We start from the raw sequence: 23,013 nt of genomic DNA on the forward strand, positions 1-23,013 counted from the left end.
GAGTGGCAACCCCGCGGCGACCGAACAAGACTGATCCATGGTTTCGTGATCAGGCGAAAACGCACGGTCCCGGAGACCGGGCACCGCTGGCCGATGGTTTTCGACCTTTCCTTCAGGGAGCTCGCATGGTGGAGAAGTCTGCCGACATCTTGATGCCCGGGCCGGACGAACCCGTGATCGCCGGGCACGCAGGCACCATCCCGGCGGCGACGGAGACAGAAAAGGAACTCGCCGGAATTCTGGCGGACGTCGTACACGCCGAGCACGTCCCGCCCGACAGTCACTTCTTCGACGACCTGGGCGCCAACTCCCTTGTCATGGCGCAGTTCTGCGCACGGGTCCGGAAAAGATCCGATCTGCCGTCGGTGTCCATGAGGGACATCTACCGCAACCCCACGGTCCGCAGCCTGGCGGAAGCTCTCGCGGTCGCCGCTTCGGCCGCCGTCGGCACACCGGCGACGGCGGCCCCGGCGGCACCCGCGGGCGGGACGCCGGCACCGGCCGGGGCGGCACCGAGCACGGCGCGCTACGTGCTGTGCGGAGCGGCCCAATTGGCCATTTTCCTCGGGTATTCAGTCGTCGTCGGAATGTTCACGGCCCGGGCGTACGAGTGGGTCGCCTCGGGGACGGGACTCGTCGACATCTATCTGCGGTCATTGCTGTTCGGGACCGGCGGATTCATCCTCCTGTGCGTCTTCCCGGTCGCGGCGAAGTGGATTCTCGTCGGCCGCTGGAAGGCCGGAGAATTCCCGGTGTGGAGTGCGGCCTATCTCCGCTTCTGGATCCTCAAGGTGCTCCTGCACGCGAATCCGATGGTTCTCTTCATCGGAAACCCGGTGTACGTGATGTACCTGCGGGCCCTGGGCGCGCGGATCGGCAGGGACGTCACGATCCTCTCCCACTCCGTGCCGGTCTGCACCGACCTGCTCACCATCGGCGCGGGCACGGTGATCCGCAAGGACACGTTCTTCCTCTGCTACCGCGCGCACGCCGGGCGCATCCAGACCGGCCGGATCGACCTCGGCCGGGACGTCTTCATCGGCGAGAAGTCGGTGCTCGACATCGACACCTCGATGGGCGACGGCTCACAGCTCGGCCACTCCTCCGCCCTGTATCGGGGCCAGCACGTGCCGGCCGGCGAACGCCGGCACGGCTCCCCGGCGCAGCCCACGTCGGTCGACCACATCAGGGTCGAACCGGCCCGGTGCGGCACCCTGCGGCGGGCGGCTTTCGGGCTGACCTCCCTGCTCCAGCTGTTCCTGCTGTACCTGCCGCTCGGCGTCGGTGGCGTCTACATACTGTTCTCGCAGGTTCCGGCGCTGCGCGACCGGCTGGAAGCGGGGACGACCCTGTCCACGATGCCGAAGTTCCTCGCCGACACCCTGGTCGTGTCCGCCGTGCTGTTCTTCGGCGGGCTCGTCGTGGGCCTGGCCGTGCTGTTCACGGTGCCCCGGCTGCTGAGCCTGGCCGTCAAACCCGACCGGGTCTATCCGCTCTACGGCTTCCAGTACGCGCTGCACCGCACGGTGGCCGGCCTGACGAACATCAAGTTCTTCCCCTGGCTCTGCGGCGACAGCTCCTACATCGTCCCCTACCTGCGCCGGCTCGGATACGACCTGTCCCGGGTGGAGCAGACCGGCTCGAACTTCGGCACCGAGGTGCAGCACGAGACGCCGTTCCTGGTGTCCGTCGGCAGCGGCACGATGGTGGCCGACGGGCTCTCCGTCATCAACGCCGAATACTCCAGCACGTCCTTCAAGGTGAGCCGGGCGTCAATCGGCGCGCACAACTTCCTCGGCAACAACATCGCCTATCCGGCGGGGGCCAGGACGGGCGACAACTGCCTGCTCGCGACGAAGGTGATGGTCCCCCTCGACGGCGAACTGCGCGAAGGTGTCGGGCTGCTCGGCTCACCGTCCTTCGAGATCCCCCGTTCGGTGGAGCGCGACACCCGCTTCGACCACCTCAGGACCGGCGACGCCCTGCGCCGCAGCCTCGCCGCGAAGAACCGCTACAACCTCCGCTCCATGGCGCTGTTCCTGCTGCTGCGCTGGGTGCTCGCCGCCATGCTCACGGGACTCGCTCTGGCCTGCGTCGACCTCTACGGCACGCTGGGTCACGTGGTGATCGCCGGGTATCTGGCCCTCACCCTGGCCCTCACGGCCGGCTACTTCATCCTGGTGGAGCGGGTCATCGCCGCCTTCCGCGCCCTGCGCCCCCGCCTGTGCTCGATCTACGACCCGTACTTCTGGTGGCACGAGCGGCTGTGGAAGGTGCCGGACGAATGGCTCGAGGTGTTCAACGGGACCCCGTTCAAGACTCTCGTCTGGCGCCTGATGGGCGTGCGCATCGGCCGCCGGGTCTTCGACGACGGCTGCTACATCACGGAGCGGACGCTCACCGTCATCGGTGACGACTGCGTGCTGAACGCGGGCAGCAAGATCCAGTGCCACTCCCAGGAGGACGGCACCTTCAAGTCGGACCGCACCACGCTCGGCTCCGACTGCACGCTCGGGATCGGCGCGCACGTGCACTACGGCGTGACGGTGGGCGACGGGGCCGTACTGGCGCCCGATTCCTTCCTCATGAAGGGCGAGGAAGTTCCTGCGAGGGCGGAATGGGGCGGAAACCCCGCCGCGCCGACGGCGAAGTGAGGAAGGGCCAGTCAATGGGAGCGCTCGTGGCAGCGGACAGGGAGTTCTGGAGCGAGGTGCTGACCGCCGGCGGCTTCACCGCTGTTCCGCGGTGGGCAGGCGAGCCGGTGGCCGGTGAGGCCGAGCACGAGCAGATCGTGCCGGCCGGGACGGCGCGGGCTGTACGCGCCCTGGCGGCCGAGCTGGAGGTGCCGCCCGGCGCGGTCCTGCTGGCCGCGCACGCCAAGGTGCTGGCCGTGCTGTCCGGTGAGCCGGACGTGGTGACGGGCCATGTCCCGGGCCCGGACTCCGGCCCGCTGCCCTGCCGGCTGGCCGTCGCGCCGTCGTCCTGGCGCCGGCTGGTGCTCGACGCCCACCGCGTCGCGGGGGACCTGCTCGCGCACCGGGACTTTCCCGTGGACGACCTGCGCCGGGAGCTGGGGCTCTCCGGACCGCCGTACGAGGCCGTCTTCGACCCTGCGGACACCGGGAGCGGCGCCCTGCCCGCCGAGGCGGTGCTGCGGGTGGCGTTCGGCGAGCCGGACGGACTGCTGACGGCACGACTGCGGTACCGCACGGACGCGCTGGACGCCGGCGCCGCGGCCAGGATCTGCGGCTACCACCTGACCGCGCTGCGTCTGATGGCCGCCGACGTGGACGCCGAGCACACCCGGCAGAGCGTGCTGTCGCCCGAGGAAAGGCGCGACCAGCTGGAGGGGCTGGCCGGGCCGCACCGGGAACTGCCGTCCGCGCGGGCGCACGAACTCTTCGAGGAGCGGGTACGGGCCCACCCCGATGCGGTGGCCGCGGTGCACGGCGAGCGGTCGTGGACGTACGGGGAACTGAACGCCCGGGCCAACCGGCTGGCCCGGGCCCTGCTGGCGCGCGGTCTGCGCCGGGAGGACGTGGTGGCCGTGGTCACCGAACGCAATCTCGACTGGCTGGCGGCGGTACTGGCGGTGTTCAAGGCCGGCGGTGCCTACCTGCCGATCGAGCCGCACTTCCCGGCCGGGCGGATCGAGGCGACGCTCGCCCGGGCCGGCTGCCGGCTGGTGCTGACCGAGCCGGGCAGCAGCGGCACCCTGGACGAGGCGCGGGCCGCGCTGCCGACGGGGACCGAGAAGCTGCTGATCGAGACGGCGTACGCGGAACAGCACGCCGACGGCGACCTCCAAGTGGAGGTCTCCCCCGACCAGTTGGCGTACATCTACTTCACCTCCGGCTCCACCGGTGAGCCCAAGGGAGCGATGTGCGAGCACGCGGGCATGCTCAACCACCTGTACGCCAAGATCGACGACCTGGGGATCGGCCCCGGGCGGGTGGTGGCGCAGACGGCTCCGCAGTGTTTCGACATCTCGCTGTGGCAGTTGCTGGCCGGGCTCCTGGTGGGCGGGCGGACCCTGCTGGTCGAGCAGGACGCCGTCGTGGACGTGGAGCGATTCCTCGACACGCTCGTGCGCGGCCGGGTCGCCGTGGCGCAGGTCGTGCCCTCCTATCTGGAGGTGGTGGCCTCGTACCTGGAACGCCACCCCCGCGAACTGCCCGACCTGGCCTGCGTGTCGGTGACCGGCGAGGCGCTGAAGCGGGAGCTCGTCCAGCGCTGGTTCGCCCTCCAGCCCGGCATCGGGCTGGTCAACGCCTATGGACTCACCGAGACTTCGGACGACACCAACCACGAGGTCATGGACACGGTGCCGGAACGGGTGCTGCTGGGACGCCCGGTCAACAACGTGCGCGTCTACGTCGTCGACGAGAACCTCGCACCGGTGCCGCTCGGCGCGCCCGGACTGATCGCCTTCTCCGGCGTGTGTGTGGGACGCGGATACGTCAACGATCCCGAGCGGACCCGTGAGGCCTACCGTGAGGACCCGCACCGGCCGGGCGAGCGGCTGTATCTGGCGGGCGACTGGGGCCGCTGGCACCCCGGTGGGAAGCTGGAGTTCCTCGGCCGCCGGGACAGTCAGGTCAAGATCCGCGGGTTCCGCATCGAGATCGGGGAGATCGAGAACACCCTGCTGCGCGTTCCCGGAGTCCGGGACGGCGCGGTGGTCGTCGCCGAACTCGCGGGCCGCAGCACGCATCTGATCGCCTTCCACACCGGCCGGCGGCTTCAGCCGGAGGAGTTGCGCGAGGCGCTCGGTGCCGCGCTGCCCGCGTACATGGTCCCGTCGGCCTTCCACTGGCAGGACGCGCTGCCGCTGACCGGCAACGGGAAGATCGACCGCAAGGCGCTGACGGCGCTGGCCGAACGCAGCGCGCCCGCGGCGGAACAGGCCGGTTCCGGGGAGCCCGAGGACGCCCCGCGCACCCCGACCGAGCGGCGGCTGGCGGCCGCGTGGGCGGAACTGCTGGGCCTGCCCGGGCGGACGATCGGCCGGCGGGACCACTTCTTCGACCTCGGCGGAACCTCCCTGTCGGCGGTGAAGCTCACCATCGCCCTGAACCGCGAGGTGTCCCTCAAGGACATCACCCGCCATCCGGTGCTCGCCGAACTCGCCGCGTGCCTCGACGGCACGGCCCGGCAGCGGCCGGGACTGCTCCAGCCGCTGTCGGCGGACGCGACCTCCCTCGCGTGCGCGCTGGTGTGCTTCCCCCACGCGGGCGGCAACGCGGTCAACTTCCAGCCGATGGCGGGCGCCCTGTCCGCAAGCGGCGTCGCCGTCCTCGCGGTGGACCTGCCCGGTCACGACCCGGCCGCCGGCGAGGAGCCGTTCGCACCGCTGGAACAGGTGGTGGAGCGGGTCGCCACGGAGATCGCCGATCGCGGCCTGAAGCAGGTCATGCTGTGGGGCCACTCCTCCGGCACCGCGCCCGCCCTGCTGGCCGCCCAGCGGCTCTCCTCTCTCGGGGTCGAGGTGACACGGGTGTTCCTCGGCGCCCAGTTGCTCGGCACCGCCGCCGAACGACGCGCCGCCGCAGCCGAGTTGACCGGGAGCGGCGACGCCGAGATCGCCGCCCGGATCGGTGCGGACGGCGGCTACCCGGAACTCGGCGAGCTGAACGCGGAGCACGCCGAACGGGTCGGGGCCGCCTACCGGCACGACTGCGTGGCGGCGCACCGCTGCTTCGCCGACGCCCTGGACACCCCACCCGCGGTGCGACTGGCCGCGCCGGTCACCGTGGTCGTCGCCGACGACGACCCGAGCACCGCGGGCTTCCGGGACCACTGGCGGGACTGGGAGCTGCTGGCCGACCAGGTGGAACTGCGGGAACTCACCGACGGCGGCCACTACTTCCCCCGCACCCGCCCGGCCGTAGCGGCGGCGGCCGTACTGGACGCCGCCGGGCTGCTGGCCTCCTCCTGAACACCGCCGAGGCCCGCTCTGTGAGCCTCGCTGGTGACGAACGAAAGGAAACCCAGATGTCGTTCTCATCCCCGGCTTCGGTGCTGGAGGTGGAGATGCGCCCGGGCAGACCGCCCGTCCTGTGCGTCGACACCCCTGCGGACGCGACCGGATGGGCGGCCGAGCACCGCGAGGCGCTGCGGGCACGGGTCGCCGAGCACGGAGCACTGTTCGTGCGCGGCCTGGGACTGGCGGAGGCGGAGCAGATATCCGCCGTCTTCACGGAACTGGCCGGCCCCCTGATGCCGGAGCGGGAGGCCTTCGCCCCCCGCGAGTCCTACGGCCCCGGTCTGTACTCCTCCACCGCCTGGCCCGCCAATCAGCCCATGTGCATGCACCACGAGCTGAGTTACGCGCTGAAGGTGCCCGGGCTGATGCTGTTCGCGTGCCCGACCGCGCCCGCCGAGGGCGGGGCGACCGCGGTGGCCGACGCGGAGGCCGTCCTGAACGCGCTGCCCGCCGGGCTGACCGAGCGCTTCGAGCGCGAGGGCTGGCTGCTCACCCGCAGCTACAACGACGAGATCGGGGCGTCCCTGGCGGAGTCGTTCGGCACCGAGGACCGCGAGACCGTCGAGAACTACTGCCGCGCCCACGCCATCGAGTTCGCCTGGCAGCCCGACGGCGGACTGCGCACCCGGCAGCGGCGCTGCGCCGTGGTGCGGCACCCGGTCACCGGCCGGCGCTGCTGGTTCAACCAGATCGCCTTCCTCAACGAGTGGACGCTGGCCCCGGAGGTGCGCGAGTACCTGGTGGACGAGTACGGCGCGGACGGGCTGCCGTTCAACACCCGCTTCGGCGACGGCGGACCGATCGGCGAGGAGGTGATCCAGCTGCTCAACGAGACCTACGAGGCGCACACCCGCCGCGAGCCCTGGCAGTCCGGCGACCTGCTGCTGGTCGACAACATACGCACCGCGCACAGCAGAGAGGCCTTCACCGGTGACCGGCAGGTACTCGTCGCCATGGCCGAGCCCCAGCGCCTGGCCGAGTACGGCCCGACCACGAAGGGAAGCCGGCGATGACCTCCGTGACCTCCCCCGCCACCGACCGGGCCGCCTCCCGGACGGCCCCGGTGCCCACCTTCGCCGTGATCTCCGGCGCCCAGGTGCAGCAGGCGCTCGAAGGGCGCCAGAAGCAGCTCACCGGACTGGTCGAGGCGACGTACCGGCTGCACGGCTCCGGCAGTACGGTGAACCCGCCGTCGTATTTCCTGCGCTTCACCGACCGCCCCACGTCCCGGATCATCGCGCTGCCGGCCTCCGTCGGCGGTCCGTCGGGCGTGGACGGGCTGAAGTGGATCTCCAGCTTCCCGGACAACGTCGGCGCGGGACTGCCCCGGGCCTCGGCGGTCCTGGTCCTCAACGACCACGACACCGGCTACCCCATCGCTTGCCTGGAGAGCTCCATCATCAGCGCCACCAGGACCGCCGCGTCCGCGGCGCTGGCCGCCGACTGGCTCACCCGCAACCGGCCCCGCCCCACCCGGGTCGGCTTCTTCGGCACCGGTCTGATCGCCCGCTACATCCACACCTTCCTGACGGGGACCGGCTTCGGCTTCGACAGCGTCGGCGTGTACGACCTGTCCGCCGACAGCGCGGCCGGGTTCTGCGGCTATCTGCGCCAGTCCGGCGCGGACGGCGACGCTCCGGAGATCACCGTCCACGAGAGCCCCGAGGATCTGATCCGCTCCAGCGACCTGCTGGTCTTCGCGACGATCGCCGGCGAGCCGCACGTCACCGACCCGGCCTGGTTCACCCACCACCCGGTCGTCCTGCACGTGTCGCTGCGCGACCTCGCCCCGCAGGTACTTCTCTCGGGGGCCAACTTCGTCGACGACGTCGAGCACTGCCTGAAGGCCGACACCTCGCCGCATCTGACCGAGCAGCTCACCGGCGGCCGGGACTTCCTGAACGGCACCCTCGACGACGTCATGACCGGGCGGGTGGATCCGCCCACCGACCGGCCGGTGATCTTCTCACCGTTCGGACTGGGGGTCCTCGACCTCGCCGTCGGCAAGTACGTCTACGACGAGGTGGCCCGCGCCGGAAACCTGCACGTCATCGACGACTTCTTCCACGAGCTGCGCCGGTACGGCTGAACGTTCCTTCCCCTGCTCAGGCATCAGGAGGCCAGCGTGCCCGTCATATCAGCCCCTCACGCCTTCAACGAAGGCCAACTCTACGTTGATCTCCGGTCGATATTCGGGCGCTCGCTCTACCTGAAGTGCGAGGGCTTCAACTTCGCCGGCTCCATCAAGATGAAGGCCGCGACAGAGATGGTGGAGGCCGCGGAGCGGGACGGCCTCCTGACACCCAGCTCGATCCTCATCGAGTCCTCGTCCGGCAACCTCGGTGTGGCGCTCAGCATGATCGCCGCCAGCAAGGGCTACCGGTTCCTCTGCGTGACGGACTCCCGCTGCAATCTGTCCGCGCGGCTGCTGATGGAGGCGCTGGGCAGCGAGGTGCACGTCATCGCCGACCTGGACGCCAACGGCGGGTTCCTCGGCGCGCGGATCGACTACGTCCGCGCGCTGTGCGCCTCCGACGAGCGGTACGTGTGGCTCAGCCAGTACACCAACCCGAACAACTGGGGGGCCCACTACCGCAAAACCGGGCCGGAGATCGCCCGTCAGTTCCCGCTTCTCGACGTGCTGTTCGTCGGGGCGGGCACCACGGGCACGCTGATGGGCTGCGCCCGCTTCTTCCGCGAGTGGCACCGGCCGGTGCGGATCGTCGCGGTGGACACCGTCGGCTCGGTCGCCTTCGGCGGTCAGCCGGGTCGGCGGATGATCCCCGGACTGGGGATGAGCATGCGCCCGCCGCTGCTCGACGAGTCCTTCGTCGACGAGGTGATCCGGGTCGAGGAGGCCGATACCATCCGCGCCTGTCACCGGCTGGCCCGGCGCGGCTTCCTCTTCGGCGGTTCCACGGGGACGGTGGTCAGCGGGGCCGTGGAGTGGCTGTCGCGCAACGACGCCCGCGACCTGACCGCCGTGGCCATCGCCCCGGACCTCGGGGAGCGCTACCTCGACACGATCTACCAGGCCTCCTGGCTCGAGGACCTGTACGGCGACCTGCTCCTCGGCGACCGGCGCGGCCAGGGGGAACCCGACCCGGAGGAGGTCACCGCGGGATCCGTCGCCGTCGATCCCCGCTCGCCCGCGCAGGGCGGGTCACGCGAGCGGTAGCGCCCGCCGCACGGACGGGGACCGCGGGGCTGACGGCCGCCCCGCGGTCCCCGTGCGGGGCCACGCCGCCGGTCAGCTCGCGGCGCCGCGCAGTTCGGACAGCGTGCCCGCGGTCAGCGGCCGGGGCTCGCTGCCGGGGTCGACCAGGACCACCGTGCAGGTGGCGGCGTGGGTCAGGGCCGCGGTGAGGCTGCCGTCAGCGAACTGGGCCAGCGGGCCGCGCGGCGAGCGGCCCACCGCCACGGCACGCGCGCCCACCTCGGCGGCGTGCCGGGCAAGGGCGCGGCCGGCCGCCGCGTGGTCGCCGACGCTGCCGAGGATCTGGCCCCGCGCGAGGACACCGTGGGCGGCGAGGCGGTCGAGGTGCGCGGTGACGGTGGCGCGGGCCTGCTCGAAGTCCTCGGCGTCGGCCGCCTGTTCCTCGACGACGGCGGTCTGCTGGACGTGCACGACCTCCAGGGGGCTGCCGGAGTCCCGGGCGAGCCGGGCCGCGGCGTCGACGATCACGGCGGCCCCTTCGTGGGCGCCGACGGCGACGACCACGGGCGGTGTGCCGGTGGACGGGGCGGGGCCGACGGGTGTGAACGTCGGCGTGACCAGTGCCCCGGCAGGCAACGTTTGCCCGTGAAGGAGCGGCGTCCGGTGCGTGCCCTCGGTGTGCCGGCCGGAAGTCCTCGTACTGGACGTACTGGGGCTTTCGGCCGGTGCGGCGAGTGGGGGTCCCCCCTGCTCGAAGAGCTTGGGGGAGCGTGCCGGGCGTCGCGACGGGGCGAACGTTGCCTGTTGGGGCACTGGCTCCCCTTCGCCGGTGCGTGTCTCGGCCTGCCGCAGGAGCCGGTGGCCGCAGGCCAGCACGGGAACGGCGAGGAGGAAGGTGGCGGCGCCGAGGTAGAACGGGACGCTCAGGTCGGTGGCGTCGGCGAGCCTGCCGGCGACGTAGGGGGCCAGGCCGCCGCCGATGAACCGCAGGAAGCCGTACGCGGAGGAGGCGACGGGCCGCTCGACCGGGGAGACGAGCATGACGGCCTGGGTGGTCAGGGTGTTGTTGATGCCGATGAAGGCGCCGCTGACGACGACCGCCACGATGACGACGGCCGGGGTGGCGACACCGGCGGCTATGACGGCCATCACGACGCTCAGGCCGGCCAGGTTGGCGTAGAGCACGGGGGCGGTGCCGTAGCGGGCCTGGAGGCGCGGGGCGAAGAAGACGCTGAAGGCGGCCACGAGCAGGCCCCAGCCGGTGAAGACCAGCCCGAGCTGGTGGGCGTCCAGCTCCATCGGGTACGGCGCGTAGCCGAGCATGGTGAAGAAGCCCCAGTTGTAGAGCAGGGCCATGATGCCCATGGTCAGCAGGCCGCGGTGGCGCAGTGCCTTGAGGGGGGCGAGGGGCGAGGTGCGGCGTTCGGGCTTCGGCAGGTTCGGGACGAAGGCCAGGGTGGCCACGAGGGCGATGGCCATGAGGACGGCGACGCCGAAGAAGGGGCCGCGCCAGCTGATGGCGCCCAGTTCGCCGCCGAGCAGCGGACCCACGGCGATGCCGAGGCCGAGCGCGGTCTCGTAGAGGATGATCGCGCCGCCGAAGCCGCCGCTGGCCGAGGCGACGATGACGGCCAGCGAGGTGGCGATGAACAGGGCGTTGCCCAGTCCCCAGCCCGCGCGGAAGCCGACGATGCCGTCGATGGAGCCCGACGTCCCGGCCAGGGCGGCGAAGACGACGATGACGGCCAGGCCGGTGACGAGGGTGCGCTTGGCCCCGAAGCGGCTGGAGAACCAGCCGACGATCAGCATCGCGACAGCGGTGACGATCAGGTAGCTGCTGAACAGCAGGGAGACCTGGCTGGGCGAGGCGTGCAGGCTCTGGGCCAGGGCGGGCAGGATCGGGTCCACCAGGCCGATGCCCATGAACGAGATGACGCAGGCGAACGCGACGGCCCAGACGGCCTTGGGTTGTTTGAAAGGACTGGCGGCCTTTCCGTGGCCGGCGGCCTTTGCGTGCGGTGCACTCATGTACGCCTCTCCTGTGAGGTGGGCCGAGGTGGTCGGCGGTGGCGCGGGCGGGTCAGGAGCGCGCCTGGCGGTCCTCGATGACACGGGCCAGGGCCGGCAGCGCGACACGCACCGCGCGCTGTTCGGCCTCGGGCAGTTCCTCGACGAGTTCCTGGAGGGCCCGGGCCCGTTCCGAGCGGCGCTGCCGGAAGACCTCGAGACCGGCGTCGGTGGCCTCCACGAGGACGCCCCGGCCGTCGCTGTGGTCCGCGGTGCGCCGTACCAGGCCCGCCCGCTCCAGCCGGGTCACGAGCTGGGTCATGTTGGGCTGGGACACGCTCTCCGCCCGCGCCAGCTCCGTCAGCCGGTACGGGCCCTCGCGGCCCAGCCGGGACAGCGCCGAGGAGGCGGCCGTGCTCAGTCCGCCGGCGGTGGCGCTGCGGCGCACGTACCGGACCATCTGCTCGACGGCGATCATCAGGTCCTCGGGCGACGCCTCGGGGCCCACTGGGTCCATAACCCGCTTATGCATAAGCGCATTATGCACTTAGGTGTAGGACGAAACAAGATTCCGTCATCCCGGGAGGCGCGAACACGTCGAGGCCGGCCGGAGCGGGCCGGCCGGCCTCGATGCCATGATCAGCCGATGCAGGGCGTGATCAGATGTGTTCGGCTGTCGTCATCCTCGATCGAGATCCACGATCAGACGAGGTCGAACCGGTCGAGGTTCATGACCTTGACCCATGCCGCGACGAAGTCCTGGACGAACTGCTCCTTCGCGTCGTCGCTCGCGTAGACCTCCGCGAGCGCGCGCAGCTCGGAGTTGGACCCGAAGACCAGGTCGGCACGGCTGCCCGTCCACTTGGCCTCGCCGGTGGCGGCGTCGCGGCCCTCGAATGTGCCGGCGTCCTCGGACACCGCGTGCCACGTCGTGCCCAGGTCGAGCAGGTTGACGAAGAAGTCGTTCGTCAGCACGCCGGGCGTCTCGGTGAGCACGCCGAGCGGCGAGCCGTTGTACGTGGCCCCCAGGGCGCGCAGGCCACCGACGAGGACCGTCATCTCGGGGGCGCTCAGGGTGAGCAGGTTCGCCCGGTCGAGCAGCAGGTACTCGGCCGGCAGCCGGTTACCCTTCCCGAGGTGGTTGCGGAACCCGTCGGCGGTGGGCTCGAGCGCGGCGAACGACTCCGCGTCGGTCTCCTCCTGCGAGGCGTCCACGCGGCCCGGGGTGAAGGGCACCTCGACGTCGAAGCCGGCCTCCGCGGCGGCCCGCTCGACGGCCGCGCCGCCGGCGAGCACGATCAGGTCGGCCAGCGAGACCCGCTTGCCGCCGCCCTGGGCGGCGTTGAAGGACTCCTGGACCTGCTCCAGGGCGCGCAGCACCGTCGCCAGCTCGTCGGGGTCGTTGACCTCCCAGCCGCTCTGCGGCTGGAGCCGGATGCGGGCGCCGTTGGCGCCGCCGCGCTTGTCGCTGCCGCGGAAGGTGGAGGCCGACGCCCAGGCCGTGGACACGAGCTGCGCCGTCGACAGACCCGAGTCGAGGACCTTGGCCTTGAGCTCGGCGGCGTCCGCGGCGTCGATCTGCTCGTAGTCCGCCTCGGGCAGCGGGTCCTGCCAGATCAGCGTCTCGGCGGGGACCTCCGGGCCGAGGTAGCGCACGGCCGGGCCCATGTCGCGGTGGGTCAGCTTGAACCACGCGCGCGCGAAGGCGTCCGCGAACTCCTCCGGGTTCTCCATGAAGCGCCGCGAGATCGGCTCGTAGGCCGGGTCGACCCGCAGGGAGAGGTCCGTCGTCAGCATCGTGGGCGCGTGCCGCCTGGCCGGGTCGTGGGCGTCGGGGACGGTGTCCGCGCCCGCGCCGTCCTTCGGCCGCCACTGGTGGGCGCCGGCCGGGCTCTTGAACAGCTCCCACTCGTAGCCGAACAGGATCTGGAAGAAGCTGTTGTCCCAGGTGGTCGGCGTGTCCGTCCAGATGCCCTCCAGGCCGCTGGTGATCGCGTCGCCGCCCTTGCCGGTGCCGTAGGTGCTGCGCCAGCCCAGGCCCTGCTCCTCCATCGTGGCGCCCTCGGGGGCGGGTCCGACGTGGTCGGCGGGGCCCGCGCCGTGGGTCTTGCCGAAGGTGTGGCCGCCCGCGATCAGGGCGACCGTCTCCTCGTCGTTCATCGCCATCCGGCGGAACGTCTCACGGACGTCGCGGGCCGCGGCGAGCGGGTCCGGGTTGCCGTTGGGGCCCTCGGGGTTGACGTAGATCAGACCCATCTGGACCGCGCCGAGCGGGTTCTCCAGCTCGCGGTCACCGGTGTAGCGCTCGTCGCCGAGCCAGGTGGTCTCGGGGCCCCAGTAGACGTCCTCCTCGGGCTCCCACACGTCCTCGCGGCCGCCGGCGTAGCCGAAGGTCTTGAAGCCCATCGACTCCAGGGCGACATTGCCCGCGAGGATCATGAGGTCGGCCCAGGAGAGGTTCCGGCCGTACTTCTTCTTCACCGGCCACAGCAGGCGGCGGGCCTTGTCCAGGTTGCCGTTGTCCGGCCAGCTGTTGAGCGGCGCGAAACGCTGCTGGCCGGCGCCCGCGCCGCCCCGGCCGTCGCTGATCCGGTAGGTGCCGGCGCTGTGCCAGGCCATCCGGATGACGAAGGGGCCGTAGTGGCCGAAGTCCGCGGGCCACCAGTCCTGCGACGTGGTCAGCACCTCGGCGATGTCCCGCTTGACGGCGGGCAGGTCGAGGCTGCGGAACGCCTCGGCGTAGTCGAAGTCCGCGCCGAGGGGGTTGGCCACCGCGGGGTTCTTGGCGAGGATCTTCAGGTTCAGGCGGTCCGGCCACCACTGGCGGTTCCCGCCGCCCTGGGTGGGGTGCGCCGCACGGCCGTGCGCGACCGGGCAGCCGCCTGTGCCCTCCGTCTTCGCGTCGGTGACGATTGCATCGGGGTTCTCGGACATGGTCTTCCTTCCGGACTGGGCGGATCGCGAGCTCAGGTACTGCCGGAGGTGGAACAGGCGGGGCACAGGCCCCAGTAGATGACCTCGGCCTCGTGGATCGAGAAGCCGTGGTCCTCGGACGCGGCCAGACAGGGGGCGTCGCCCACGGCGCAGTCGACGTCGGCGACGGCACCGCACGAGCGGCACACGACGTGGTGGTGGTTGTCCCCGACGCGCCCCTCGAACCGGGCCGGGCTGCCGGACGGTTCGATACGGCGCACGAGCCCCGCCGCGGTGAGCGCGCGCAGCGCCTCGTAGACGGCCTGCAGGGAGACGTGACCCACGCGTTCGCGCACCCCGGAGGCAATCGCCTCGGCATCGAGGTGATCACCTGCCCGTACGGTTTCGAGCAGTGCCACCCGCGCGGCAGTCACGCGCAGGCCGGCGGCACGCAGCTCACCGGCGGTGGCCTCGGTCCGAGGTCCGGTCATGCGCCGAACCTACGCCGCAAACACGAACGACTCAAGAAAACGAAGGGTCAAAGTCTCGTCGTGTCTCCGCGGCGGTGACCGCGAGGGGAGGGGATCTCGGAACCCGCGGTTCCGTGACATCCGTCACGGTCCATCCTGAAACTAAGCGTCCGGCATAGTAGATGCCCCGCCGGAGACATAGGGGATATGTCCGCCTTCGTGCGGACGCCCGTCCCGGCGGGCCCGCCGACGCGCCACTCCCCCGCCGCCACCCCTCGTCCCGCTCAGTCGAGGGTCCCCTGACGGGGCGCCAGGAATACCGAGACCGTGGGAGCCGGAGGCAGCACGCCCGCGTTCGCTTTCGCAAGGGTCTCGCGAAAGTACGAGGTGAGGTAGTACCAGGGGCCCTTTGCACCCTTTGCGGAGCCGTCCCAAGAATGACGATCCCCCACCCCGAGCGAGGTCAACGCATGGGCACGCACCGCAAGCAGCAGCACTACCGGCGCATAGTCGTCGCCGCCGTCGCCGTGGGCGCAGTCGCCGTCCCTTCCACGGCACTGGCCTGCAACGGCAGTCCGTCCGCCCCCGGAGGCAGCCCCTCCCTCGGCGCCGGGAGCCGTCCGGGCGGAGCCGGTGAACTCCGGCCCGGCGGTCACGGCCCATTCCAGCCGGGCGGTTCCGGCTGGGGCCGGCACGGCCACCACATCTCCCCGACCAGCCCCGATTCACCGGCGTCCCCGGCCGGCCCGGCCGCCCCCGCCCAGCCGAGCGCGCCCGACGCCGGTGCGCCCGCCCAGCCAAGCGCGCCCGACGCGGGGGCTCCTTCCGAACCGACCGCGTCCAAGGACACCTCCGCCTCGTCCAAGGCCACGGCCCGCGTCGTGGAGCTCGTCAACGCCGAGCGTTCCAAGGTGGGTTGCTCGGCCCTGACCGTGAACGACAAGCTGACCAAGGCCGCTCAGGCGCACAGCGAGGACATGGCGGCCCATCAGAACATGTCGCACACCGGGTCCGACGGGTCCAACCCGGGCGACCGGATCACGCGGGCCGGCTACAGCTGGCAGAGCTACGGCGAGAACGTCGCCTACGGTTACGCCACCCCGGAGCAGGTCATGGCGGGCTGGATGGGCAGCCCCGGCCACAAGGCGAACATCCTCAACTGCTCCTTCAAGGAGATCGGCGTCGGTCTCGCCCAGCCCGGCAACTACTGGACGCAGGAGTTCGGAGCCGGCCGCTGACCCGCGGCGCGGTCTGGCACCCCGGCCGGACCGCGCCGGCCGTGCGCGGTCATCCGGCGCCTCCTCCGGCCGTCCGCCCGTCCAGCAGGCGCGCGGCCCGTTCGACGTGCGGCGGCAGGGTGCGGCGCCGGGCGACGGCGGCCGGCAGCCGGACGGCGGTCTCCTTGAGCGCCCGGCGGGCGCCGGGCCGGCCCAGGGCGGCGGCCAGGGCCAGGGCGGCGCCGGCCCGCAGGGCGACGGGCCAGGGACGGCGCAGGCAGGTCGTCAGCACCTGGTTGCGGCGGACGACCGCCGGGCGGCCGGTGCGCTCGCCCTGGTCCGGGTGGTGGCAGGCGAGCAGGTCCGGCTCGTAGACGACGCCCCAGCCGCCGGCGGCCAGGTCGTAGGCGAGCAGGGTCTCCTCGCCCCCGAAGGACAGCAGCGGGTGGTAGCCGCCGACGCGCAGGAAGGCCTCGCGGCGCACTACGCAGGCGCAGCCGAGGAAACCGAGCACCGGGCGGCCGGGTAGGTCCGGCTCGCAGGGCAGGGGCGAGGTGGCGAGGACGGCGTTCAGCGGGTCGTCGGCGGCCTCGTGGCCCACCAGAGTGCGGGCGGCGAGCAGGCCGAGGCGCGGATGGCGGTCCAGGAGGTCGGCCGCGTGGCGCAGGGATCCGGCCGTCCACCAGGAGTCGTCGTCGCTGAAGGCGACGTAGGGGGTGCGGGCGTGGCGGGCGGCGAGGTTGCGGCCGAGGGCGCCGGTGTTCACGTCGGGGCGCAGCAGGCGGGTGATCGCCGGGTGGCCCCGTACGGCTCTCCAGGTGCTGTCGCCGCGCGAGTTGTCGACGACGACGACCGGTGGCCGTTCGGGCAGTGCGGCGAGCGCGTCGAGGGTGCGCAGCAGGCCGGCGCACCGGTCGCGGGTGATCACGGCCACGGTGACCCGGGGATCGGGTCCGGGAGCGGTGCCGGGGGTCGTGGCGGTGACCGGTTCAGTGGACACGCGTCGCCTCCGCTCCTCGGCGCCGTGTGCGGGGTGCGGCCTGCCGGAGCGAGGCCAGGCAGGCGGCGGCGACCCCTCCGGGGCCGATGCGCCGCAGCCGGGCGCCGACCGTGCCGCCGTGCGGGTCGCCGGGCGGCCCGGGCTTCCACAGGGCGAGAGGGCGTGAGCCGGGCGGCGGTCCCCACAGGCGGGGGGAGACCGGTCCGAAGAGGGTGACGGAGCGGGTGCCGTGCGCCACCGCGGGATGGGCGATCCCGGTGTCCCCGCTGAGGACCAGGGACGCCTGCGCCACCAGCGCGGACAGCTCGTGGAAGGGCAGTCCCCCGGTCAGTGCGGCGGCCGCGCGCAGGCCGCCGTGCCCGGCGACCGAACGCGCCAGGTCGTCCTCGCCGGGCCCCGCGGTGACCACCACGTGGTGTCCGGCGGCGCGCAGGCACCGTACGACGGCGGCGTACCGCTCGGGCGTCCGGCGGCGGAAGCCGGACGCCGCCCCCGGGTGCACCACGACCGCGCCGGGCGCCGGGGAGGGCGTGGCCGGACGAGCGAGCAGCAGGTCGGCGGGGATGCCGTAGGCGTGCAGGAAGGCGCACCGGTGTTCCCGTTCATGGGCGTGGGGCCGCCAGGGCGGGCCGTCCGGGCAGGCGTGGGCGAGCAGCCGGCGCGGGTGCGGGGCGGCCAGGGCGTCGCGGCTCTCGGGGCCGTTGACGTGCAGGTCGATGGCCGGGTCCGGCGGGGGTCCGGGCCAGTGGGTGAGCGGGGGTACGGTCCTGGCGGGCGCCTCGGCCGGCAGGACGGCGTCGACCGCGTCGGTGGCGTACGCGGCCTCGGTGAGGCCGGGCGGCGCGGCGAGGACGAGCTGCCGGTCGGGGAGGGCGCGGCGGACGTCGCGCAGCGCGGGCACGCCGGCCGGCGGGGCGCCGAGGCCCGGGGTCCGCGTCAGCGGCCGCTCGGACAGGTGGGAGTCGAGGAAGCCGGCACCGCCGGTCACGAACACCCGACCCCAGGAGAACGGCTGCGTGTCACCAACCATCAGGCGCTCCTTGGTGCGTACGTCCATGCCCTGGACCGGGGTGTCGGGTTTCACACGTTGGGGTGGCGACCCCGGTCGCGATGGGTGGGGAGGAATTCCTGGACCTTGGCTTTGAAGCCCTGGCGGACCACCGCCGCACGGTCCGTGTCGCCCTTGAGGACGGCGGTCGCGGCGGCCTCGATCTGGTCGAGGGTGGCGTGCGGCGGGATGGGCGGTACGGCCGGATCGGTCACGAAGTCCAGCACGCAGGGCCGGTCCGTCGCGAGGGCGGCCTCCCACGCCCCCGTCACCTCGCCGGGCTTCTCTATCCGGATGGCCTCCAGACCGAGCGAGCGGGCGAAGTCGGCGTAGGCGACGTCGGGGATGGACTGCGACGGCAGGAACTGCGGTGCGCCCTCCATGGCACGCATCTCCCAGGTCACCTGGTTCAGGTCCCGGTTGTTGAGGACGGCGACGATCAGTCGCGGATCGGCCCAGTCCCGCCAGTACTTGGCGACGGTGATCAGCTCGGCCATGCCGTTCATCTGCATCGCCCCGTCGCCGACCAGGGCGATCGCCGGCCGGTCGCCGTGCGCGAACTTCGCGCCGATGGCGTACGGCACACCGGGCCCCATGGTGGCGAGGGTGCCCGACAGCGAACCGCGCATGGCACCGCGCAGCTTGAGGTGGCGGGCGTACCAGTTGGCGGCGGACCCGGAGTCCGCGGCCAGGATGGCGTTGTCGGGGAGCAGGTCGTTCAGCGCGTGGGCGACGTACTCGGGGTTGATGGGGTCGGCCTCGACGGCCGCGCGCCGCCGCATGACCTCCCACCAGTCCGCGGTGTCCCGCTCGATCTTCTGGCGCCAGCCGTGCTCCCGGGCCACCTTGAGCGACGGCAGCAGCCGGCGCAGCGTCACGGCGGCGTCCCCGACCAGGTTGACCTCGAAGGGGTAGCGCAGGCCGATCATGTGGGGGTCGATGTCGATCTGCACGGCCCGCGCCTGGCCGAACTCGGGCAGGAACTGCGTGTACGGGAAGCTGGAGCCGACGACCAGGAGCGTGTCGCAGTCCCGCATCATCTCGTACGAGGGGCGGGTGCCGAGCAGCCCGATCGCGCCGGTGACGTAGGGCAGTTCGTCGTCGAGGGCGTCCTTGCCCAGCAGTGCCTTGGCAACGCCGGCGCCGAGGTGTTCGGCGACCTGCATGACCTCCTGCCGTGCGCCGCGGGCGCCCTGGCCGACGAGGATCGCGGGCCTCTGCCCGGAGTTGAGGACCTCCGCCGCCCGGGCGAGAGCCTCCTCGGAGGGCACCGGCGCGTAGTAGGACATGCCCAGGCTGGACGGCACCATCTTGAAGGCGTGCTCGGGCGGCGAGTAGTCGAGTTCCTGCACGTCGGCGGGGATGATGACGGCCGTCACCGAACGCCGGGCCAGGGCGGTGCGCATGGCGCGGTCGAGCACGTTGGGCAGTTGCTCGGGGACGGTGACCGTCTCGCAGAAGTCGGAGGCGACGTCCTTGTAGAGGGCCGGCAGGTCGACCTCCTGCTGGTAGGAGCCGCCCATGGCGCTGCGGTTGGTCTGGCCGACGACGGCGACCACGGGCACGTGGTCCAGTTTGGCGTCGTACAGGCCGTTGAGCAGGTGGATGGCCCCGGGCCCCGAGGTGGCCGCGCACACGCCCGGTTTGCCGGAGAACTTGGCGTAGCCGACCGCTTCGAAGGCGGCCATCTCCTCGTGCCGGGCCTGGATGAACCTCGGCCGGTTGTCGGCCCGGCCCCACGCGGCGAGCAGGCCGTTGATGCCGTCGCCGGGGTAGGCGAAGACGTACTCCACCTCCCACTCGCGCAGGCGCTGGAGAAGGTAGTCGGAGACCTTGATGGACATGCGGGGAACCTTTCCGGTGGAGCGGAGAGGGTGCGGGGGCTAGGGGGCACGGCGCAGGCGGCGCACCGCGCCGCGGCCGGCCGCTGTCACGGCGGTGGCAGCGAGGGCGGCGGCGACGGCGGTGGCCGTCCGACCGCCGGCCCGTGACGGCTTCGCGGGGCGCCCGCGAGACGTTCGGGCAGGTGGGCGGGGAGTGCCCCGTCGAGTCCGAGTGCCAGTGCCTCGGCCAGGTGCAGGGCCTCGCGGCCGGTGCCGGAGTTGGCTGGGCTCGCTGTGTTCCAGGAGGCGCGGGACGTCGTCGGCGGCAGTGCAGATGTCGTCGTACCCGAGGACGAGCAGCGACTGGAACGGCGGTACGGGCACGAGGTCGAGCTCGGCGCGCAGCACGGTCACGAGGGTGCCCTCGCTGCCCACCAGGGCCCTGGCGACGTCGAAGCCCTTCTCCGGCAGCAGGGAGTCCAGGTTGTAGCCGGAGACGCGGCGCGGAATGTCCGGGTAGCCGTGACACACGTCCGCGAGGTACTCGGTGATGATGTGGTCGAGGCCGGCGTGGATCTCGGCCCTGCGGCCGCCCTCCTCCGCGATTCGCTCCCGCTCGGCCTTCGGGGTGGGCCCCACCCACATCCGTGTGCCGTCGTAGGTGAGGATCTCCAGGCGGCGTACGTTGTCCACGGTCTTGCCGTACGCCTGCGCGGAGGCGCCGCAGGAGTTGTTGCCGATCATTCCGCCCAGCGCACGGTGGGTGTGCGTCGACGGCTTGGGCCCGAACTGGAGTCGGGGGCCGGACAGTCGGCGGTTGAGCTCGTCCAGGACGATCCCCGGCTCCACGACGCAGGTGCGGGCGCCGGGATCGACCGACACGAGCCGGTGGCAGTACTTCGTCCAGTCGACGATCACCGCCGCGTTGGTCGCCTGACCGGCCAGGCTGGTCCCGCCGCCCCGGGACAGGACCGGGGCGCCGAACCGTGCGCACACCTCGACGGCCCGGGCACCGGACTCGATGTCACGTGGGACGACGACCCCGATCGGGACCTGCCGGTAGTTGGAGCCGTCGGTGGCGTACGCGCCCCTGCTGCCGGCGTCGAAGCGGACTTCGGCCTCGGTCTCGGCGAGCAGCGCGGCTTCGAGGCCGGCCGCGTTCGACGCGGCCGGCTGCACGGGTGTGGGAGTCACGGGTGGGCAGGAGTCAGCCGGCGAGCCGGCCGCGGAGCAGTTCCTTGCCCATCTCGGCACCCTTGCGACTGTCGGCCTGCGCCTTGCGGAAGAGTTCGACCAGGTCGGCGTCGTGCTCGCGCTCGGCGTCGTCGATGTAGGTCTCCAGGCGCAGGGCGTTGCCCAGGCACTCCTCGACGTACCAGAGCAGGTTGTAGTCCTTGTCCAGGGTGCCGGTGACCTTGCCGGTCTCGGTGTTCCTCGCCATCACGCTCTCCTCCACCGTCGGAATCCGTGGGGCCGGATGCGCGGCCAGTGATCGTCACGGTCCGTGGCGCGGTCACTGACCGCGGCCGTCCGCCCCTCGATGACGAGGCCCGAGTGCCCAAGAGCGGCAAGGGGTATGCGATCTCCCGGCCATTGGGGGCGGCCGTGTTCGCGAGGCCTTGAGGGCGGGCCCTGCGCGGGGCCTGACGCACGGCCTTGCGCGAGGCGCTCCGCCACCGTGGCGCATGACCTCGCGCGGGGGACTCGCGGGGGACTTCGGCCCCCGCGCGATTCGTACCCAAGACTGGGGGAACCCGGCCCGACATGATCGGGAGCATGGTGCGTGGTGGCGTGGCCGGTGCCGCCGGAACGACCGTACTGAACGCCGTGACCTACGCCGACATGGCGTGGCGGGGAAGGCCGGCCAGCCAGGTCCCCGCGCAGGTGGTGGACAAGCTCGCGGAGGACCTGGGCCATCCGGTCGCCGGACCGGACGACAGCCGGGACAACCGGCTCTCCGGCCTCGGCGCGCTGTCCGGCATCGCCGTGGGCGTCGGCACGGGCACGGCCGTCGCGCTGGCCCGTCGGGCGGGGGTCAGGATGCCCTGGTGGCTGGGAGGTGTGGTCACCGGCGCCCTGGCCATGGCCGCGACGGACGTGCCGATGGCCCGGCTGGGAGTGAGCGACCCGGCTGACTGGCCGGCCAAGGACTGGCTGTCGGACGCGGTGCCGCACCTGCTGTACGGACTGGTCACCCACGGCCTTGTGACGGCCGCGGAACGTCGCCCGTGAGCAGGCCGCCCTGCGTCAGATGAGCGTCACGGTCAGATGAGCGTCACGAACATGATCACGATCACCACCGCCACCACGACGTACAGGACCCAGAAGGACCCGAGCGCACCGTTGCCGGCGGGCTCGCCGCCGCCACCGCGCGGGCGGTCCTCCTCGAGGTCGGGGTTCTCCGGACGATCCCGGGTGTAGAAGTCGTCGTCGTCTCCTGCCATGAGCCCATCACTCCTTCACCTTCACCGGGAGGCCTTCCGAGTACCCGGTCCACCGGCCGCCGCACCGGTTCGCCACGGCCGGAAAGCGGTGCTCCGTCCGGCGTAGGCTGGAGGCCTGCCCAGGAGGACACCATGGAGTTCGACGTGATCGTGGAGATCCCCCAGGGGTCCCGGAACAAGTACGAGATGGATCACGAACTGCACCGCATCCGGCTGGACCGGCTGCTGTTCACCTCCACCCAGTATCCGGCGGACTACGGCTACATCGACGGCACCCTGGGGCGTGACGGCGACCCGCTGGACGCGCTCGTGCTGACCGGCGAGCCGACGTTCCCCGGCTGCCTCGTCGAGTGCCGGGCGGTGGGCATGTTCGCCATGAAGGACGAGCGCGGCCCCGACGAGAAGATCCTCTGCGTGCCCGCCCACGATCCCCGGTACGCGGGCGTGCAGGACATCGACGACATCTCCCTCTTCGACCGGCTGGAGATCACCCACTTCTTCGAGGTGTACAAGGACCTGGAACCCGGCAAGTCCGTCGAGGGCTCGCACTGGGAGTGCCGCGAGCAGGCCTACGCGGAGATCGACGCCTCCCGCGCCCGTGCCACCGGCGGGCACACGCCGGTCCACAGCTGACGGGACTGCGGAACCCCATCGCCGGCCGGCGCCCGCGCGCTTGATGTACCGCCGTCAACGCGCGGGCTCATCGCGTCACGGGGCCGGCAATGCGCGACCCCGAAACGATCCGAACCACTCAGTACGGGCCATTGACGGATAAAAGCACTTTCACGCCGCCTGCTCATGGCATGTTGACCTCCCTACTTCTCCCCCGGAGGCACATGTGCCCAACTCGCCCGGCCCCAGGGACTCGACGCCGGGGTACCCCAGGTGGTCGGACCGTCTGATACGCCAGCTGGATGCCTTCGCGGCCAGAAGGTCAGGGGCCGAGAG

The 23,013-nt window shown here is 72.1% G+C and carries 17 protein-coding genes and 1 pseudogene; 8 read left to right on the forward strand and 10 right to left on the reverse strand.

What is annotated here, in order from left to right; all coding sequences use genetic code 11:
• Positions 1-125: 125 nt before the first annotated feature.
• From OIE49_RS04965 to sbnA, 5 genes are read left to right on the forward strand one after another with little or no spacing between them, the layout of a single operon-like run.
• Positions 126-2,654 carry a Pls/PosA family non-ribosomal peptide synthetase gene (locus OIE49_RS04965; RefSeq protein ID WP_326801247.1) on the forward strand — a complete coding sequence of 843 codons (2,529 nt, stop codon included), beginning with the start codon at positions 126-128 and terminating at the stop codon, positions 2,652-2,654.
• Between the two features lie 14 nt (positions 2,655-2,668).
• Complete coding sequence (locus tag OIE49_RS04970; RefSeq protein ID WP_326801248.1) at positions 2,669-5,938, forward strand: non-ribosomal peptide synthetase; 3,270 nt, start codon at positions 2,669-2,671, stop codon at positions 5,936-5,938.
• Between the two features lie 56 nt (positions 5,939-5,994).
• Positions 5,995-6,999, forward strand: a complete 1,005-nt coding sequence (locus OIE49_RS04975; RefSeq protein WP_326801249.1) for a TauD/TfdA family dioxygenase — start codon at positions 5,995-5,997, stop codon at positions 6,997-6,999.
• The gene (gene sbnB / locus OIE49_RS04980) at positions 6,996-8,075 is read left to right on the forward strand and encodes a 2,3-diaminopropionate biosynthesis protein SbnB (protein WP_326801250.1); all 1,080 of its coding nucleotides are present in this window, start codon (positions 6,996-6,998) and stop codon (positions 8,073-8,075) included. Before OIE49_RS04975 ends, sbnB begins: the two co-directional genes overlap by 4 nt.
• A gap of 36 nt (positions 8,076-8,111) precedes the next feature.
• Entirely contained in the window at positions 8,112-9,164 is a 1,053-nt protein-coding gene (sbnA, locus tag OIE49_RS04985; protein WP_326801251.1) for a 2,3-diaminopropionate biosynthesis protein SbnA, read from the forward strand.
• A 72-nt stretch (positions 9,165-9,236) separates the two neighbouring features.
• Here the strand turns inward: sbnA and OIE49_RS04990 are convergent, their stop codons facing one another.
• From OIE49_RS04990 to OIE49_RS05005, 4 genes are all read right to left on the reverse strand, one after another.
• Positions 9,237-11,171, reverse strand: coding sequence for an MFS transporter (locus OIE49_RS04990; RefSeq protein ID WP_326801252.1), 1,935 nt, complete (start codon positions 11,169-11,171; stop codon positions 9,237-9,239).
• 52 nt (positions 11,172-11,223) lie between these two features.
• Positions 11,224-11,682 (reverse strand): MarR family winged helix-turn-helix transcriptional regulator, encoded by a 459-nt coding sequence (locus OIE49_RS04995; protein ID WP_326801253.1) that lies wholly within the window; start codon positions 11,680-11,682, stop codon positions 11,224-11,226.
• Positions 11,683-11,852: 170 nt separating this feature from the next.
• Positions 11,853-14,084, reverse strand: coding sequence for a catalase/peroxidase HPI (katG, locus tag OIE49_RS05000; protein ID WP_326801254.1), 2,232 nt, complete (start codon positions 14,082-14,084; stop codon positions 11,853-11,855).
• A gap of 32 nt (positions 14,085-14,116) precedes the next feature.
• The gene (locus OIE49_RS05005) at positions 14,117-14,554 is read right to left on the reverse strand and encodes a Fur family transcriptional regulator (RefSeq protein ID WP_326801255.1); all 438 of its coding nucleotides are present in this window, start codon (positions 14,552-14,554) and stop codon (positions 14,117-14,119) included.
• A gap of 449 nt (positions 14,555-15,003) precedes the next feature.
• Here OIE49_RS05005 and OIE49_RS05010 point away from each other — a divergent pair, with 449 nt between their 5' ends.
• Positions 15,004-15,771, forward strand: a complete 768-nt coding sequence (locus OIE49_RS05010) for a CAP domain-containing protein (RefSeq protein ID WP_326806142.1) — start codon at positions 15,004-15,006, stop codon at positions 15,769-15,771.
• Between the two features lie 49 nt (positions 15,772-15,820).
• Here OIE49_RS05010 and OIE49_RS05015 read toward each other — a convergent pair whose 3' ends face one another.
• From OIE49_RS05015 to OIE49_RS05035, 5 genes and pseudogenes are all read right to left on the reverse strand, one after another.
• Positions 15,821-16,750 (reverse strand): glycosyltransferase family 2 protein, encoded by a 930-nt coding sequence (locus OIE49_RS05015; protein WP_326801256.1) that lies wholly within the window; start codon positions 16,748-16,750, stop codon positions 15,821-15,823.
• Positions 16,740-17,780, reverse strand: a complete 1,041-nt coding sequence (locus OIE49_RS05020) for a glycosyltransferase family 9 protein (protein WP_326801257.1) — start codon at positions 17,778-17,780, stop codon at positions 16,740-16,742. Before OIE49_RS05020 ends, OIE49_RS05015 begins: the two co-directional genes overlap by 11 nt.
• Before the next feature lie 50 nt (positions 17,781-17,830).
• Entirely contained in the window at positions 17,831-19,642 is a 1,812-nt protein-coding gene (locus OIE49_RS05025; RefSeq protein WP_326801258.1) for a thiamine pyrophosphate-requiring protein, read from the reverse strand.
• Positions 19,643-19,897: 255 nt separating this feature from the next.
• Positions 19,898-20,800 (reverse strand): annotated as a pseudogene (locus OIE49_RS05030) (FAD-binding oxidoreductase); the annotation flags it as partial.
• Between the two features lie 28 nt (positions 20,801-20,828).
• The gene (locus OIE49_RS05035) at positions 20,829-21,062 is read right to left on the reverse strand and encodes a hypothetical protein (RefSeq protein WP_100567552.1); all 234 of its coding nucleotides are present in this window, start codon (positions 21,060-21,062) and stop codon (positions 20,829-20,831) included.
• 323 nt (positions 21,063-21,385) lie between these two features.
• Between OIE49_RS05035 and OIE49_RS05040 the strand changes: the two genes are divergently transcribed.
• Complete coding sequence (locus OIE49_RS05040) at positions 21,386-21,853, forward strand: hypothetical protein (protein ID WP_326801259.1); 468 nt, start codon at positions 21,386-21,388, stop codon at positions 21,851-21,853.
• Between the two features lie 32 nt (positions 21,854-21,885).
• On the opposite strand, the gene OIE49_RS05045 is transcribed toward OIE49_RS05040, so the two are convergent.
• A complete protein-coding gene (locus OIE49_RS05045) occupies positions 21,886-22,065 on the reverse strand; it encodes a hypothetical protein (RefSeq protein WP_326801260.1) in 180 nt (59 codons plus the stop codon).
• Between the two features lie 132 nt (positions 22,066-22,197).
• Here OIE49_RS05045 and OIE49_RS05050 point away from each other — a divergent pair, with 132 nt between their 5' ends.
• A complete protein-coding gene (locus OIE49_RS05050; RefSeq protein ID WP_326801261.1) occupies positions 22,198-22,698 on the forward strand; it encodes an inorganic diphosphatase in 501 nt (166 codons plus the stop codon).
• Positions 22,699-23,013: the final 315 nt, after the last annotated feature.

This window comes from Streptomyces sp. NBC_01788 (genome assembly GCF_035917575.1).
GTDB lineage: Bacteria > Actinomycetota > Actinomycetes > Streptomycetales > Streptomycetaceae > Streptomyces.